The following is a 12,835-nucleotide window of genomic DNA, read 5'->3' as shown; positions in this document are numbered from 1 at the left end:
TACTTAATACTGAGTTTAGTTTCTCAACGGTTTCCCTGTTTTCAGCATATGTTGAATGCGTTCCAATGTTTTTCGTTCTGTACAAAGACTCAAGAACGCTTCCCTTTCAAGATCAAGTAAGTATTGTTCGCTAACCAATGAAGGTTCTGACAAATCTCCTCCAGCCATTACATATGCAAGTTTATTAGCAATCTTCTTATCATGTTCGGAGATATATTTACCGGCTTCCATGGAGTCTGTTCCCACTAAGAACATTCCCAGTGCCTGTTTCCCTAAAACCTTAACGTCATTGCGCTTAATTGGTTTGGTATATCCTTGATCTGCTAAAAGTCTAGCATGGGATTTCGCTGTAGCAATTTGTCGGTCTTTGTTCACTACGATTACATCCTTTCCTTTTTGTAAAATTCCAAGGTCAAAAGCTTCATATGCTGAAGTAGATACTTTAGCCATTCCAATTGTTAGGAAGTATTCTTGAAGCACATTAAGTTCAACATCATTCTTTCTAAATGTATCCGATGCTCTTAAAGTCATTTCCTTAGAGCCTCCACCACCAGGAATAACACCAACACCAAACTCAACCAGTCCGATATATGTTTCGGCTGCGGCCACAACTTTATCGGCGTGCATAGACAGTTCACACCCACCACCTAAAGCCATGCCGTGAGGAGCAGCAATTACCGGAATAGAGGAGTAGCGCATGCGCATCATGGTGTCTTGGAAGTATTTTATGGCCATGTTCAATTCGTCATATTCCTGTTCTACAGCCATCATAAAGATCATCCCGATATTGGCACCAACCGAGAAGTTGGCTGCTTGATTCCCCACAATAAGTCCATCAAAATCTTTTTCAGCTAGGTCAACAGCCTTATTGAGTCCTGCAAGAACATCTCCACCGATAGTGTTCATCTTACTCTGGAATTCAATATTTAAGATGCCATCCCCTAGATCTTCGATAACTACACCAGAGTTTTTGAATACCTCATTACTTTTTCTGATGTTGTCCAAGATGATGAAAGCATCCTGTCCAGGCTTTTTGGTTTGTTTTTTAGATGGAATATCATAAAAATAAGTAGCACCATCAGTTATAGTGTAGAACGACTTACTTCCAGACGAAAGCATTTCGTTAACCCATGCTGCTGGTTCATAACCTTCAGCTTTCATGATTTCAATTCCCTTTTCAACACCTATGGCATCCCAAATTTGAAATGGTCCATGTTCCCATCCAAAACCAGCCTTCATTGCATCGTCAATCTTATAAAGCTCATCTGTGATTTCTGGTATGCGATTGGAAACATAAGCAAAAAGGGCAGCAAAGTTTTTACGGTAGAACTCACCGGCTTTATCCTTTCCATTTACAAGAATACTGTAACGGTCGATAACCTTATCTACAGTCTTCGTTAATTCAAGTGTGGCGAATTTGGCGCTTTTCTTTTTGCGGTATTCCAAAGTGTCCAAATCCAAGGAAAGGATTTCACTCGACCCATCATCGTTTTTTACTTTTTTATAGAATCCTTGTCCCGTTTTGCTTCCAAGCCAATTGTTTTCAAGCATGGTAGAAATAAAATCAGGCAGTTTGAAAAGCTCATGAGCTTCATCATTCGGACAGTTTTCATACAATCCGTTGGCTACATGAACTAAAGTATCCAATCCAACCACATCTACTGTACGGAATGTAGCTGATTTAGGTCTACCGATTACTGGTCCTGTTAATTTGTCAACTTCTTCGATGGTCAATCCCATTTCTTTCACTTGATGAAATAGGCTTTGAATTCCGAAAATACCAATACGGTTTCCTATAAACGCAGGAGTGTCCTTAGCAATTACAGAGGTTTTCCCAAGGAACTGTTCGCCATAGCCATTTAAAAAGTCAAGAACTACTTGTGATGTTTTAGGTCCTGGAATGATTTCGAACAGTTTCAGGTAACGGGCTGGGTTAAAAAAGTGGGTTCCACAAAAATGCTTTTGGAAATCATCACTTCTTCCTTCGCTCATAAATTTAATTGGAATCCCTGAAGTGTTCGATGTAATCAGGGTTCCTGGTTTTCTGTATTTATCTAGGGTTTCGAAGACTTGTTTTTTTATGTCCAAACGTTCGATAACCACTTCGATAATCCAATCTACATCACCAACTTTTTTAATATCGTCTTCAAGGTTTCCTGTCTTAATCCTATTGGCAAAATTTTGATGGTATATTGGCGACGGTTTTGATTTCAATGCAGATTTAAGCGAGTCGTTCACCAAACGGTTTCTTACAGCTTTGTCCTCTAGAGTAAGTCCTTTAGCTTTTTCGGCATCGTTTAGTTCGCGGGGAACGATGTCCAGCAATAGCACATCCACACCAATATTGGCGAAATGACATGCAATACCGCTTCCCATAATTCCAGAACCTATAACGGCTACTTTTTGTATTCTTCTTTTACTCATTGTATTAATAGGATTCGTTTTTATTGTAAATTTTTTTGGTCGATATTAATTCGTTAATGGTTTCTGCTACTTCATAGAAATTCTCCAGTTGCCCAGGAGTTACGTGTCTTTTCACGGTTTCGTTAAAGGTAAGAACCCTGTCTTTTGAATATTGGCGCTTTTCCTTGCCAAAATCGGTTAGGTAAATCAGCACACCACGTCCATCATTTGGGTTGGGGCGGCGTTCAATAAGACCTTTTGCTTCCATAGATTTTAAGGTACGTGAAAGGCTAGTGGCTTCCATCCCCATCCTAGGTCCCAAAGCGGTAGATGGCGTTCCTTTTTCTGGGTCTATACTCAAAAGCGCAAAACCCGTTGCCATAGTACTGTCGAATTTAGCTGCTTCTTCATTATACATCTTGTTTACTGCTAACCAAGTGGTTCTTAGCACGTAATCAATTGTTTTGTCTTTCATGGTAAATTATTGGTCTACCAAATATAATTAAAAATATTATGCACGCATAATAAAATAATGAAAAATTAGTGTTAAATATTTGTTGAGTTTGTGTTTTGTTTATGGTGTTTATGTGAAGTTTTCATAAAGAGCGAGTGATAGCGTCTTTATGTCGATTTTATAGGTGAGTGTAAACTTAATTGAATTGTTACCCTAAAAAAGCCTTAGGATATTCTACCAAACCAGCTGCACTTTTAAGGGAGTCAGGAGTGAGTTCAATGGCCATACAGTTTTCATCAGGAGCCTCAAAGGGGAAGTTTATGCCAAAGCTACTCGCTTTTAAATATCCAAACTTTGGATAATAATTTTCATGTCCGATTACAACAATCGATTCGAAGCCTTGTTCTTTTGCTTTGCTGTGAGCATAGTTTATAAGTTGAGTGCCTATGCCTTTGTTTTGAAATTCCGGTGAAACGGCAACAGGAGCCAAAGCCAAACTTGTCGTTTTCTTTTTCTTTCCTTTAATGATAATCTGAGTCAAAAGGATATAACCTACGGGCTTACCTTCGTATTCTGCTACAATCGAAAAGTCGGGTATGAAGGTTTTGGTAAGCCTTAAACGTTTCACAATAAGATGCTCATTGTGTTCGCTGTGAGGATCGTTTTCAAATGCTTTTTTTATCAGTGCGTTAACGGCTTTAAAGTCGGTCAACTTTTCTTTTCTGATTGAAACATTCATAAGTAGGTTGTTTGGTTGGGCAACCAAAAATAAAATTTTAAATGAGTTTTTTAAGGGTTGTTTATTAAAAAATCAATTTTTTTATGAATGTCCCAATATCTCCCATTGTGTTTCAATAGAAAAATGGCATTGGCAGTGAATTCAGTATTGAACGGTTTATTTTCAAATTCTGTCCATATGGTTTTGTAGAGTGTTTTACTGAGGTCTCGTGTAGCAATTGTTAAGTGAGGATGAAACTTATGATTGATTTCGGTGTTTTTGAATTTAAGTTTGTCAAGCAAAAGTGTTTTTAGGTTTAGCTGCAAATTGTTAAGCTTCTCGTGATCTCTAATTTTAATGTATATCACGTTTGAAGAAAAATGACCAAATCCATCCAACGCAATTTTAAATGATTCTTGTTTCAGTGCGAAATCGGTTAGGGTTTCGATAGTCTGTTTTATTTCAGTCTCCGACCGTTTAAAGGGCATTTGTAATGTAATATGTGCAGGAGCATTTAAGGCTCGTCTAACTCCAAAACGCTCCTTTAAGGATTCTTTTATCTCCTTAACCTTTTGGTGAATATCCTTAGGAGGAAGAATTGAAATAAAGTAAAGGTCTGTTTTGCTCATCAGGAGCATGATTTAATTCTTAAAGTTAAGAATTAATAACTGTAAAGCTCAATACTATTGACTATGTATTGCTCGCAATAGTTGAAAACCCAAGAATTAATTTGTTTTCAGGACAGGGCAACAAAAGTTACTCTTCAAAAACCGTATGCTGGTAAGCGCCTATGTCAGGTGTTGAAGTTCTATTTACATTAAGAATGTCGTTAGGCACTTGGTTCGAAAAATCTTGATTGGCTTGGTTAATCCCAGCTGACTCCTCACCGATAATCATTTCATTATTGAATGGATCCTTAAAATCTGGATTTTGATTGAAGATAATGTTCTCGTAAAGTTCAGGATTGTCAAAATCGTAGTTGTCACCACTATAAAAATTACTGTTGTCTTGAAAACGGAGTAAACAATTGGTGAATTTAAAGTTGAACACAACTGCTTCGTCTTCCAGTTCGTCAACAAGGAATTCAGGGTTGTCATTTCCATAAATGATACAGTTATTGAAGTTGGCTTCGACAAGGTCGGCTATATAGGCTGTGTTTTCAGAATCAATAACAAAGTTGTTTATTAGCACAGATGGGTATTGTCTAAAACTATTGTTCCAGTAGTTTGCCAAGGTGCAATGTGTCATATTATATTTTCCTCCAAATGTACCGGCAAAAGATACTTGACCAGAATTATTAATCACAATATTTTCACCTTTAATAGAGGTGTTTCTTCCTAAAACCCCAAAATTACTGGAGTTGTAAATTTGAGTGTTTTTTAATATGAGTTTATCTGTTGGTGCATCTGGATTACCTTCGCTTAGAATACCTATAGTGGCATTTTTTATTGTAGCGTGGTCAAAGCTATTATTTTGACTATTGTTAAACAACCAAATGGTTCCCCATTGACCAGGAACATCCTCGAAATCTGGTTCCAATCTGTCTCCTTCAAAAATAACTTCGCCTTCCAAAAGCCCAGGGCTATTGCTAAGTGTTCCATTTACTTGTAGAGAAGCTCCGCTAGTAACCAATAAACCGGAGTTGGCATGAAAATGTACCCTTGCGCCTGCTTCAACAGTTAAGGTTTTACCTGTGTCAACCCCTGCATAGCCATAAATTACATATGGTTTTTCGTTAGTGAACGTTAATTCGTTATCTGCCAAAAAACGTCCTTGGATTTCTGTTTCATCATCTATACCATCTCCATCAACATCGAAGTTCAGAGTCTCAATTATGGTTTCTCCTGTTTCTGGGTTGGTACTGCGTTGAGGGTAGATAAAAATGGCATCTTTGACCAAAGTAACCAATTCTACCTTTTGAAGATCGTCACCGCTATCAAATTCAATGGCTTCGGTATAAAGATATTGGGTTTGAGATGCAGCCAAAGCCTCAATATCAGCAGTGGTTTCAATAAAGATGAACATGCTGTCTTTGGCCAATAATTCAACATTTTCAAATACCTTGCCGACAGCATTGTCCTGACCTGTCATCCCGTCGATAGTCATCCGATAAAATGAGTTTGCTCCCGAGCTCAACTTAACAGTAGGGATAACAATGTCTTCATTGCTGCGGTTGTAAACTTTTAAATTATAGGTGCTGGATCCAATATTAGTAAACACCGTGTCGAGATAAACTGTATCCTTAGAAAATTCCAATTGTCCAGTGTTTGGAGTGAATTCAAAATCCTTGCGGCAAGAACTCCATAACAGGATAAAGCCAATTGTGAATATAAAATATAAGGTACGTTTCATCTGATGTTTCAATTTCTGTAAAAGTAAACTTTTTTGATAAAGTGGCTTAGGCTAAAGGAAGAGCTCTTGTATGTCTTCCGGTATTCGAGCAGGTCGGTTATTATTGCGGCTTATTAAACACCACTGGGTTTCCGATTTAGCCAAAAGAACATCTGAATCGGCATTGCTTATCTCAACTGCTCTTACACAGCGAACGCCTTCGGAACGAACTATATAGGTTTTCACCTTAATGCTGTCGCCAAGTTTAGCTTCCTTTTTATACTCTATAAAGTGATTTATCATCACCCAATAGTAGGCATCTGTCATGGCTTTGGTTGCTGTTTTATCCCAATGCGCCCAAGCAATATCTTGAACCCATTGCACGTATACTACGTTGTTTACGTGGTTTTGTTGGTCAAGGTGTTCTTCGGTTACTTCAATAATTGTTTCGTAAACTTTTGCCATGGTAGATGTCTGGATTTTATCTATTGTTTTTCGGTTACCACTACTTCAAACAGTTTGTCCCAAAGTTTTCCAGTTACAAATAGGGTGTTAGTATTGTGATTAAAGGCCATACCATTAAGCACGTCCAATTTTGGGTGCTGAGTAATCTCTTTTTTCAAAGGACTGAAATCAATTACAGCTTCTACTGCGCCGTTTTTAGGGTTGATGACAGCTACACCATCGCGCTGGTAAATATTGGCATAAATTTTTCCGTCTATCCATTCCATTTCGTTAATACGACCAATCTTTCCTTTATTGGTGTACACTTGAATGTAACTTTTCTCGGCAAGGGTTTCTGGATCTAAAATCCAGATTTTCTCGGTACCATCACTTTTATAGATTACCTTTCCGTCATTACACAATCCCCAACCTTCTTTACTGTTACCATAGTTGAAAGTGCTTTCTTTTTTCAAAGTGGTAGGATTGTATACAAAACCCCGACCTCTTTGCCATGTTAACTGATATAGTTTATTATTTAAAACAGTAAGACCCTCACCGAAATAAATGTTTTCAAGATCTATGTTTTGGTATACATCACCAGTCAAGTGGTTAACTTTTCTCAATTTAGAACTACCGTATTGCCCAGTGCTTTCATATAGGGTGTCGTTGTGAAATTCCAATCCTTGAGTATACGAAGTAATGTCGTGCGGATAGATATTACGCGTTTCAAAAGTTAGCACTTTAGGTGCTTTAGTGTTTAAAATAAGAAGAGGGTGGGTGATGGTTTGTGTTTCGCCATCAAATTTGACAATTGCCTCAATTTTGTGTTTTCCTAATTTAAAATTTGAAAGGGGTGTGTTTTCTGAGATAGTTTTACCATCCAAAGTATAGGTTACCGATGATATTTCGTGTTTTTTTGGGTTGTTAAGAGATACTTTTAAAGTTTCATCAATGGTTAAACTGTTCCCTTGGGCGTTAGTAGCAATTGAAAAATCGTTTTTTTTGTTCTCGGTTGAGTTCCCGCAAGAAAAAGTTATAGCTGATAATAATATGATACTAAGACGATTGATGGTTTTCATGGGTTGTTTTTTTATTTGAGGCAAGATATTTATTAAAAATCAGTTTAGAAAATCATTGCAAAGAAATTAAAAGGTCGTATATTTGCACCCGGCAAGTCCTACACAACCAGCTCCTGCTGAATCCTCCAGGGCGGGAACGCAGCAAAGGTAAGTGGTCGTAGCGGTGTGATGTAGGTAGCTTGCCTTTTTTTATGCGCTAAAGTTACCTTCTCAAACTCTTCCAAATATTCATTTTTCAGGAGTCATTTATTTGTATTTTTGACGCTTCTAACCCTAAACCCAAAAAGTTTATGTCTAAAGTGGTATTGATTACTGGAGGTTCTTCTGGAATAGGAAAAAGTATTGGAGAATATCTTTCTTCACAGGGAATGACTGTTTATGGTACGAGCCGTTCTCCAGAAAACTATAAAATGAGCAAGTTTCCTATTGTTGCCTTGGATGTTAGAAATACAGAAACTATCAAATCTGCAGTAGAGCAGGTTATCACAGCAGAGGGCCGTTTGGATGTACTTATCAATAATGCTGGTGTTGGAATTACTGGTCCTATTGAGGAAATTCCTGATGAGGAAATTAAAAACAATTTCGAAACCAATTTTTTTGGACCTATTAACGTCATCAAGGCTGTTCTGCCACAAATGCGTAAACAAAAATCAGGGTTGATTATTAATGTGACATCTATAGCGGGTTACATGGGCTTGCCTTACAGAGGGATTTACAGTGCCAGTAAAGGTGCACTCGAGTTACTTACTGAAGCATTCAGAATGGAATTGAAGGATTTCAATGTTCATATGACCAACGTAGCACCTGGAGATTTTGCCACCAATATTGCTTCGGGGCGTTTTCATGCTCCAGTTAATTCGGGGTCACCATATGAAGGTCCATACGGAAATACCTTAAAGTTGATGGATGAGCATGTGGATACTGGGAAAGATCCTTTATTAATGGCTAAAGCCGTATATAAAATTATCAATACCGATAAACCAAAAGTTCATTATAAAGTAGGGGAGTTCATGCAGAAATTCTCTATTGTCCTTAAGCGCATATTGCCTGACAAAGTTTATGAAAAGTTACTGCTTAATCATTATAAGTTGTAACTTCGCAGCGCAAATGTAAAACACAACTATAAAGCATATTAAATATGAAATTCTTTATTGATACAGCTAATCTTGACCAGATTAAAGAAGCTCAGGATCTAGGGGTTTTAGATGGGGTAACAACTAATCCGTCGTTAATGGCCAAGGAAGGAATTACCGGTAAAAACAATATCTTAAAACATTATGTAGATATCTGTAATATTGTTGACGGTGATGTAAGTGCTGAGGTAATCTCTACCGATTTTAAAGGGATGGTAAAAGAAGGAGAGGAATTAGCTGAATTACACGAGCAGATTGTAATTAAGCTTCCTATGACCAAAGATGGAGTTAAGGCTTGTAAATATTTCTCTGAAAGAGGAATTAAAACCAATGTAACTTTGGTTTTTTCTGCAGGTCAAGCGCTTTTAGCTGCTAAAGCAGGAGCAACTTATGTGTCTCCTTTTATCGGTCGTTTGGATGATATTTCAACTGATGGCTTGAACTTGATTTCTGAAATACGTCATATATATGACAACTACGCTTTCCAAACTCAAATTTTAGCGGCTTCTGTACGTCACACTATGCACGTAATTGATTGTGCTAAAATTGGTGCCGATGTAATGACAGGACCGTTAAGCTCTATAGATGGTTTGTTGAAACACCCACTTACAGACATTGGGCTAGCTAAATTCTTGGAAGATTATAAGAAAGGAAATTAATATTATCTCTTGATAAACCAAAAAAGCTCCAGTTCTACTGGAGTTTTTTTTATGCAAATATCCTATATCGGTTTATTTGCTGATGAGTCCTAAAATTTCTTCCTCGAACATAGGAGAGAACATATTGGCATTGCAATCAACAATTTTACTGTTTTTATCTACTATCATCACCTTATTAATGGCGTTAATAGCTAAGGTTTCTTTAGCCCTAAGCGGCGATTTAAATTGATATTCATTTTCTGCTGGGAAGTTAAATTCCTTTAAGGATGTTTTCCAGAACTTTGGGTCGCCACTGTTAATATTGATTGCTATAAAATCTACTTCTGGATATTTTGCTTTAAGGCTTTTTATCTTATAATGACTTTCCTTAAAATGTCCTTTAATGGTATATGACCAAAAGTAAATCACAGTAGGCTTATCGATTATGGAATGAATAGATAAATCTTGATTGTTGTAATCAGTAATTTCAATATTAGGTAAAGAGCTGCCAGTTCTCAGGCGTTTTAAAGAATTTGCTAAGTTAGAGACTTGTCTCTTTTGAGTTTTGCTAGTGCTGCTTTTTAAATAGGCGTCTATTAGAGCGTCATATTCATCAACATTCTTATTTGTATTTAAAAACCTGATAGCTGTATCTTTTAATAGTCCATTTTTGATGGAATCGTTTGAAACCAAACTATCGATTAACTTAATTTTATCTAAGTTGTAATCAAGCGATTTTCTGTCAAAAACACTATCGTTTGAATGCTTGAAATGTTCTTGTAGTGCTAGGTTGTTAAAATGATATCTTAGAAAATAGTAATAAGGGAAATAATCTCTAAGGACATTGTTGTTATAGTCAATATTTTCTCTGTAACTGTAAAAATCTTCGGGTAGAGATTGAAGGTTTTTCAATTCGTTGCTGCCATAGTATGCAAAAGGATACACTTCCTTACTTAGGTAGTAATTATAGTCAATATTAGCTTGAGCTATTTCATCAAATAAGGGGGTTGTTTCAAATTTTGTTTTAAAAGTCTCAAGACGTTTAAGTTTAATTTCTTTCAAGGAATCGAGGCTTTTTTCAAAGGTTTTGGGTTTTGATTGGCTGTACTTTAATACCTTTTCATTCTCCTTTTCATTTTCAAGGAACATATTGATTAGGTAGTTGTTTTTTTTAGCTCCCTTACCTGTAAAAACTAAAGATTCATCAAAATCCAAGGTGTTTAAGCGAAACATAATACTGTCTTGAGGTTCTAAAAGTACCATTTGGATTTCACCGCCATGAGCAAATGTATAAAGACCTGACTCAAGGTGGTTTATTTTATATATAAAGCGATTGTTTGTTAACGGAACAGTATCTACAACAGTATGTTCTTTGTATAAAACAACAAAGTTGCTGTTAGCATTGATAACCTCACCTCCAAGATATGCGAAATCACTTTGGGGTTCAGGTATTTTATGCCTACAGTTTATTAAGCAAAATGCTAATATTGTATATAGAAAGAAAGCTCTCATAGGTTTTGTGGGTGTTTATCGGGCGCAATTACCACTAATACAAAAATATGCCTTGTGCATTAGACCTGCTGTTAATGCGCTGTTAAATGTTAATAACACTGTGTTTTGTTTCGTCTTATGCTCTGAAATGCCTACTTTTGCGGAAATTTAAAATTACTGTTATGTTATCAGTTTCTAACCTATCGGTACAATTTGGAAAGCGCGTGCTTTTTGACGAGGTAAACACTACGTTTAACCAAGGAAATTGTTACGGTATTATTGGGGCAAATGGTGCCGGAAAGTCTACCTTCTTAAAAATACTTTCAGGAAAAATGGATGCTACTTCCGGTCATGTCCATTTAGAATCGGGAAAGCGTATGTCTGTTTTAGAGCAGAATCATAATCTCTACGATGAGAATCCTGTTTTAGAAACTGTAATAATGGGGAATAAGCCATTGTTTAAAATTAAAACTGAAATAGATGCCCTTTATGCAGATTACTCAGACGAGAATGCCGAGAAAATTGGAGAGCTTCAGGTTCAGTTTGAGGAAATGAATGGCTGGAATGCTGAAAGTGATGCTGCAGCAATGCTTTCTAACTTAGGGATCAAAGAAGATCTACACTATACCTTGATGAAAGACCTTGACGGTAAACAAAAGGTACGTGTACTTTTGGCTCAGGCTCTTTTTGGTAATCCAGATGTGCTAATTATGGATGAGCCTACCAACGACCTGGATTATGAAACTATTTCTTGGTTGGAGAACTTCTTGGCAAATTATGACAATTGTGTGATTGTAGTATCTCACGACCGTCACTTCCTTGATGCGGTTTGTACACACATTTCGGATATCGACTTTGGTAAAATAAACCACTTCTCTGGTAATTATACGTTCTGGTACGAGTCTTCTCAATTGGCAGCTAAACAGCGTGCACAGCAGAACAAGAAGGCTGAAGAAAAGAAAAAAGAACTTCAGGAATTTATAGCTCGCTTTAGTGCTAACGTGGCGAAAAGTAAGCAGGCAACCAGTAGAAAGAAAATGATTGATAAGTTAAATATCGAGGAGATAAAGCCATCAAGTCGTCGATATCCAGCAATTATTTTTGAACGTGAACGTGAGGCTGGAGACCAAATCCTGAACATCGAAGGATTGGAATCCTCAATTGATGGGGAACTGTTGTTTAAGAATGTTGATCTGAACTTAGCTAAAGGCGATAAGGTAGTCGTATTCTCAAGAGATTCAAGAGCTACAACAGCTTTTTATCAAATTATAAACGGTAAGCAAGCAGCAGATGCAGGGAAATATGCTTGGGGGGTTACAACATCACAATCGTATTTGCCATTGGACAACAGTGAATACTTTAACAGCGAACTTACTTTGGTAGATTGGTTGCGTCAATGGGCTACAACAGAAGAAGAGCGCGAAGAGGTTTATATTCGTGGATTCTTAGGTAAAATGATATTTAGTGGAGAAGAAGCTTTAAAAAAGTGTAACGTGTTATCAGGAGGGGAAAAAGTACGTTGTATGCTGTCCAGAATGATGATGATTAGAGCTAACGTGTTAATGTTGGACGAACCAACAAATCACTTAGACCTTGAAAGTATTACCGCTTTCAACAATTCCTTAAAGAATTTTAAGGGAACAGTATTATTTACGACTCACGATCACGAGTTTGCTCAAACTGTGGGTAACCGTGTTGTAGAGTTAACGCCAAATGGAGTAATTGATAGGTACATGACGTTTGATGAATATATGCAAGATCCTAAAATTAAGGAGCAGAGAAATCAAATGTACTCGGTAACAGCATAAAACAAAAAGTCCTGATTTTTCAGGACTTTTTTTATAACTCTAATTCAGCTTTAACAGTGTTTACAATTTCCATAGCAATGACTAATTCGTCGTTGTGTACATAAAGCTCTTGTTGTCCAGGTATGGGAGCTAAGAAGCCTGCTAATCTTCCAGATTCGGAGTCGTCTTTAACTATGGCGTTGATACCTTTTTCTTCAAGGTCATCCAATATGCGACGCATTACAATAAAACTTCCTGTATATATTCGTGTGTATTCAGACTCTATCATTAGGCTTTGCTTTTAAGGTATAGTCTAATAAATATACAAAATATTTGGAGTGCATTTATTGTCGTGTT

12 protein-coding genes and 1 other RNA gene are annotated in these 12,835 nt (G+C 37.0%); 4 read left to right on the top strand and 9 right to left on the bottom strand.

What is annotated here, in order from left to right; all coding sequences use genetic code 11:
• Positions 1 to 15: 15 nt before the first annotated feature.
• The 7 genes from PWU04_RS09330 to PWU04_RS09300 form a co-directional block, all read right to left on the bottom strand.
• Positions 16 to 2,424, bottom strand: coding sequence for a 3-hydroxyacyl-CoA dehydrogenase/enoyl-CoA hydratase family protein (locus tag PWU04_RS09330; RefSeq protein ID WP_274475817.1), 2,409 nt, complete (start codon positions 2,422 to 2,424; stop codon positions 16 to 18).
• A gap of 4 nt (positions 2,425 to 2,428) precedes the next feature.
• A complete protein-coding gene (locus tag PWU04_RS09325) occupies positions 2,429 to 2,878 on the bottom strand; it encodes a MarR family winged helix-turn-helix transcriptional regulator (protein ID WP_274475816.1) in 450 nt (149 codons plus the stop codon).
• A 187-nt stretch (positions 2,879 to 3,065) separates the two neighbouring features.
• Positions 3,066 to 3,596, bottom strand: coding sequence for a GNAT family N-acetyltransferase (locus PWU04_RS09320; protein WP_274475815.1), 531 nt, complete (start codon positions 3,594 to 3,596; stop codon positions 3,066 to 3,068).
• A 50-nt stretch (positions 3,597 to 3,646) separates the two neighbouring features.
• The gene (locus tag PWU04_RS09315) at positions 3,647 to 4,204 is read right to left on the bottom strand and encodes a 2'-5' RNA ligase family protein (RefSeq protein ID WP_274475814.1); all 558 of its coding nucleotides are present in this window, start codon (positions 4,202 to 4,204) and stop codon (positions 3,647 to 3,649) included.
• Between the two features lie 127 nt (positions 4,205 to 4,331).
• Positions 4,332 to 5,927 carry a hypothetical protein gene (locus tag PWU04_RS09310; protein ID WP_274475813.1) on the bottom strand — a complete coding sequence of 532 codons (1,596 nt, stop codon included), beginning with the start codon at positions 5,925 to 5,927 and terminating at the stop codon, positions 4,332 to 4,334.
• A gap of 51 nt (positions 5,928 to 5,978) precedes the next feature.
• Positions 5,979 to 6,371 carry an acyl-CoA thioesterase gene (locus PWU04_RS09305; protein WP_274475812.1) on the bottom strand — a complete coding sequence of 131 codons (393 nt, stop codon included), beginning with the start codon at positions 6,369 to 6,371 and terminating at the stop codon, positions 5,979 to 5,981.
• A gap of 20 nt (positions 6,372 to 6,391) precedes the next feature.
• Positions 6,392 to 7,429 (bottom strand): glutaminyl-peptide cyclotransferase, encoded by a 1,038-nt coding sequence (locus tag PWU04_RS09300; RefSeq protein WP_274475811.1) that lies wholly within the window; start codon positions 7,427 to 7,429, stop codon positions 6,392 to 6,394.
• 89 nt (positions 7,430 to 7,518) lie between these two features.
• On the opposite strand from PWU04_RS09300, the gene ffs reads away from it, so the two are divergent.
• The 3 genes from ffs to fsa all read left to right on the top strand — a co-directional run bounded on the left by ffs (position 7,519) and on the right by fsa (position 9,221).
• Positions 7,519 to 7,617, top strand: an RNA gene (gene ffs / locus PWU04_RS09295) — signal recognition particle sRNA small type.
• Between the two features lie 102 nt (positions 7,618 to 7,719).
• Positions 7,720 to 8,523, top strand: a complete 804-nt coding sequence (locus PWU04_RS09290; RefSeq protein WP_274475810.1) for an SDR family oxidoreductase — start codon at positions 7,720 to 7,722, stop codon at positions 8,521 to 8,523.
• Between the two features lie 44 nt (positions 8,524 to 8,567).
• Complete coding sequence (fsa, locus tag PWU04_RS09285) at positions 8,568 to 9,221, top strand: fructose-6-phosphate aldolase (protein ID WP_274475808.1); 654 nt, start codon at positions 8,568 to 8,570, stop codon at positions 9,219 to 9,221.
• 72 nt (positions 9,222 to 9,293) lie between these two features.
• Here fsa and PWU04_RS09280 read toward each other — a convergent pair whose 3' ends face one another.
• Positions 9,294 to 10,712, bottom strand: a complete 1,419-nt coding sequence (locus tag PWU04_RS09280; protein WP_274475807.1) for a TlpA family protein disulfide reductase — start codon at positions 10,710 to 10,712, stop codon at positions 9,294 to 9,296.
• A 161-nt stretch (positions 10,713 to 10,873) separates the two neighbouring features.
• Between PWU04_RS09280 and PWU04_RS09275 the strand changes: the two genes are divergently transcribed.
• A complete protein-coding gene (locus PWU04_RS09275; RefSeq protein WP_274475806.1) occupies positions 10,874 to 12,499 on the top strand; it encodes an ABC-F family ATP-binding cassette domain-containing protein in 1,626 nt (541 codons plus the stop codon).
• A gap of 31 nt (positions 12,500 to 12,530) precedes the next feature.
• Here the strand turns inward: PWU04_RS09275 and PWU04_RS09270 are convergent, their stop codons facing one another.
• On the bottom strand, positions 12,531 to 12,767 hold the full coding sequence (locus tag PWU04_RS09270; protein ID WP_274475804.1) for a putative signal transducing protein: 237 nt from the start codon (positions 12,765 to 12,767) through the stop codon (positions 12,531 to 12,533).
• Between the last annotated feature and the right edge of the window lie 68 nt (positions 12,768 to 12,835).

The organism is Mangrovimonas aestuarii (genome assembly GCF_028767185.1).
GTDB lineage: Bacteria > Bacteroidota > Bacteroidia > Flavobacteriales > Flavobacteriaceae > Mangrovimonas_B > Mangrovimonas_B aestuarii.
The sequence above is the reverse complement of the archived record's forward strand: the minus strand, read 5'-3'. Positions and strand labels throughout refer to the sequence as shown.

Excerpts from the sequence above, each read along its gene's own strand:
- PWU04_RS09280 (WP_274475807.1), bottom strand. The coding sequence starts at position 10,712 with ATGAGAGCTTTCTTTCTATATACAATATTAGCATTTTGCTTAATAAAC.
- fsa (WP_274475808.1), top strand. The coding sequence starts at position 8,568 with ATGAAATTCTTTATTGATACAGCTAATCTTGACCAGATTAAAGAAGCT.
- PWU04_RS09330 (WP_274475817.1), bottom strand. The coding sequence starts at position 2,424 with ATGAGTAAAAGAAGAATACAAAAAGTAGCCGTTATAGGTTCTGGAATT.
- PWU04_RS09300 (WP_274475811.1), bottom strand. The coding sequence starts at position 7,429 with ATGAAAACCATCAATCGTCTTAGTATCATATTATTATCAGCTATAACT.
- PWU04_RS09315 (WP_274475814.1), bottom strand. The coding sequence starts at position 4,204 with ATGAGCAAAACAGACCTTTACTTTATTTCAATTCTTCCTCCTAAGGAT.
- PWU04_RS09310 (WP_274475813.1), bottom strand. The coding sequence starts at position 5,927 with ATGAAACGTACCTTATATTTTATATTCACAATTGGCTTTATCCTGTTA.
- PWU04_RS09275 (WP_274475806.1), top strand. The coding sequence starts at position 10,874 with ATGTTATCAGTTTCTAACCTATCGGTACAATTTGGAAAGCGCGTGCTT.
- PWU04_RS09270 (WP_274475804.1), bottom strand. The coding sequence starts at position 12,767 with ATGATAGAGTCTGAATACACACGAATATATACAGGAAGTTTTATTGTA.
- PWU04_RS09325 (WP_274475816.1), bottom strand. The coding sequence starts at position 2,878 with ATGAAAGACAAAACAATTGATTACGTGCTAAGAACCACTTGGTTAGCA.
- PWU04_RS09290 (WP_274475810.1), top strand. The coding sequence starts at position 7,720 with ATGTCTAAAGTGGTATTGATTACTGGAGGTTCTTCTGGAATAGGAAAA.
- PWU04_RS09320 (WP_274475815.1), bottom strand. The coding sequence starts at position 3,596 with ATGAATGTTTCAATCAGAAAAGAAAAGTTGACCGACTTTAAAGCCGTT.
- PWU04_RS09305 (WP_274475812.1), bottom strand. The coding sequence starts at position 6,371 with ATGGCAAAAGTTTACGAAACAATTATTGAAGTAACCGAAGAACACCTT.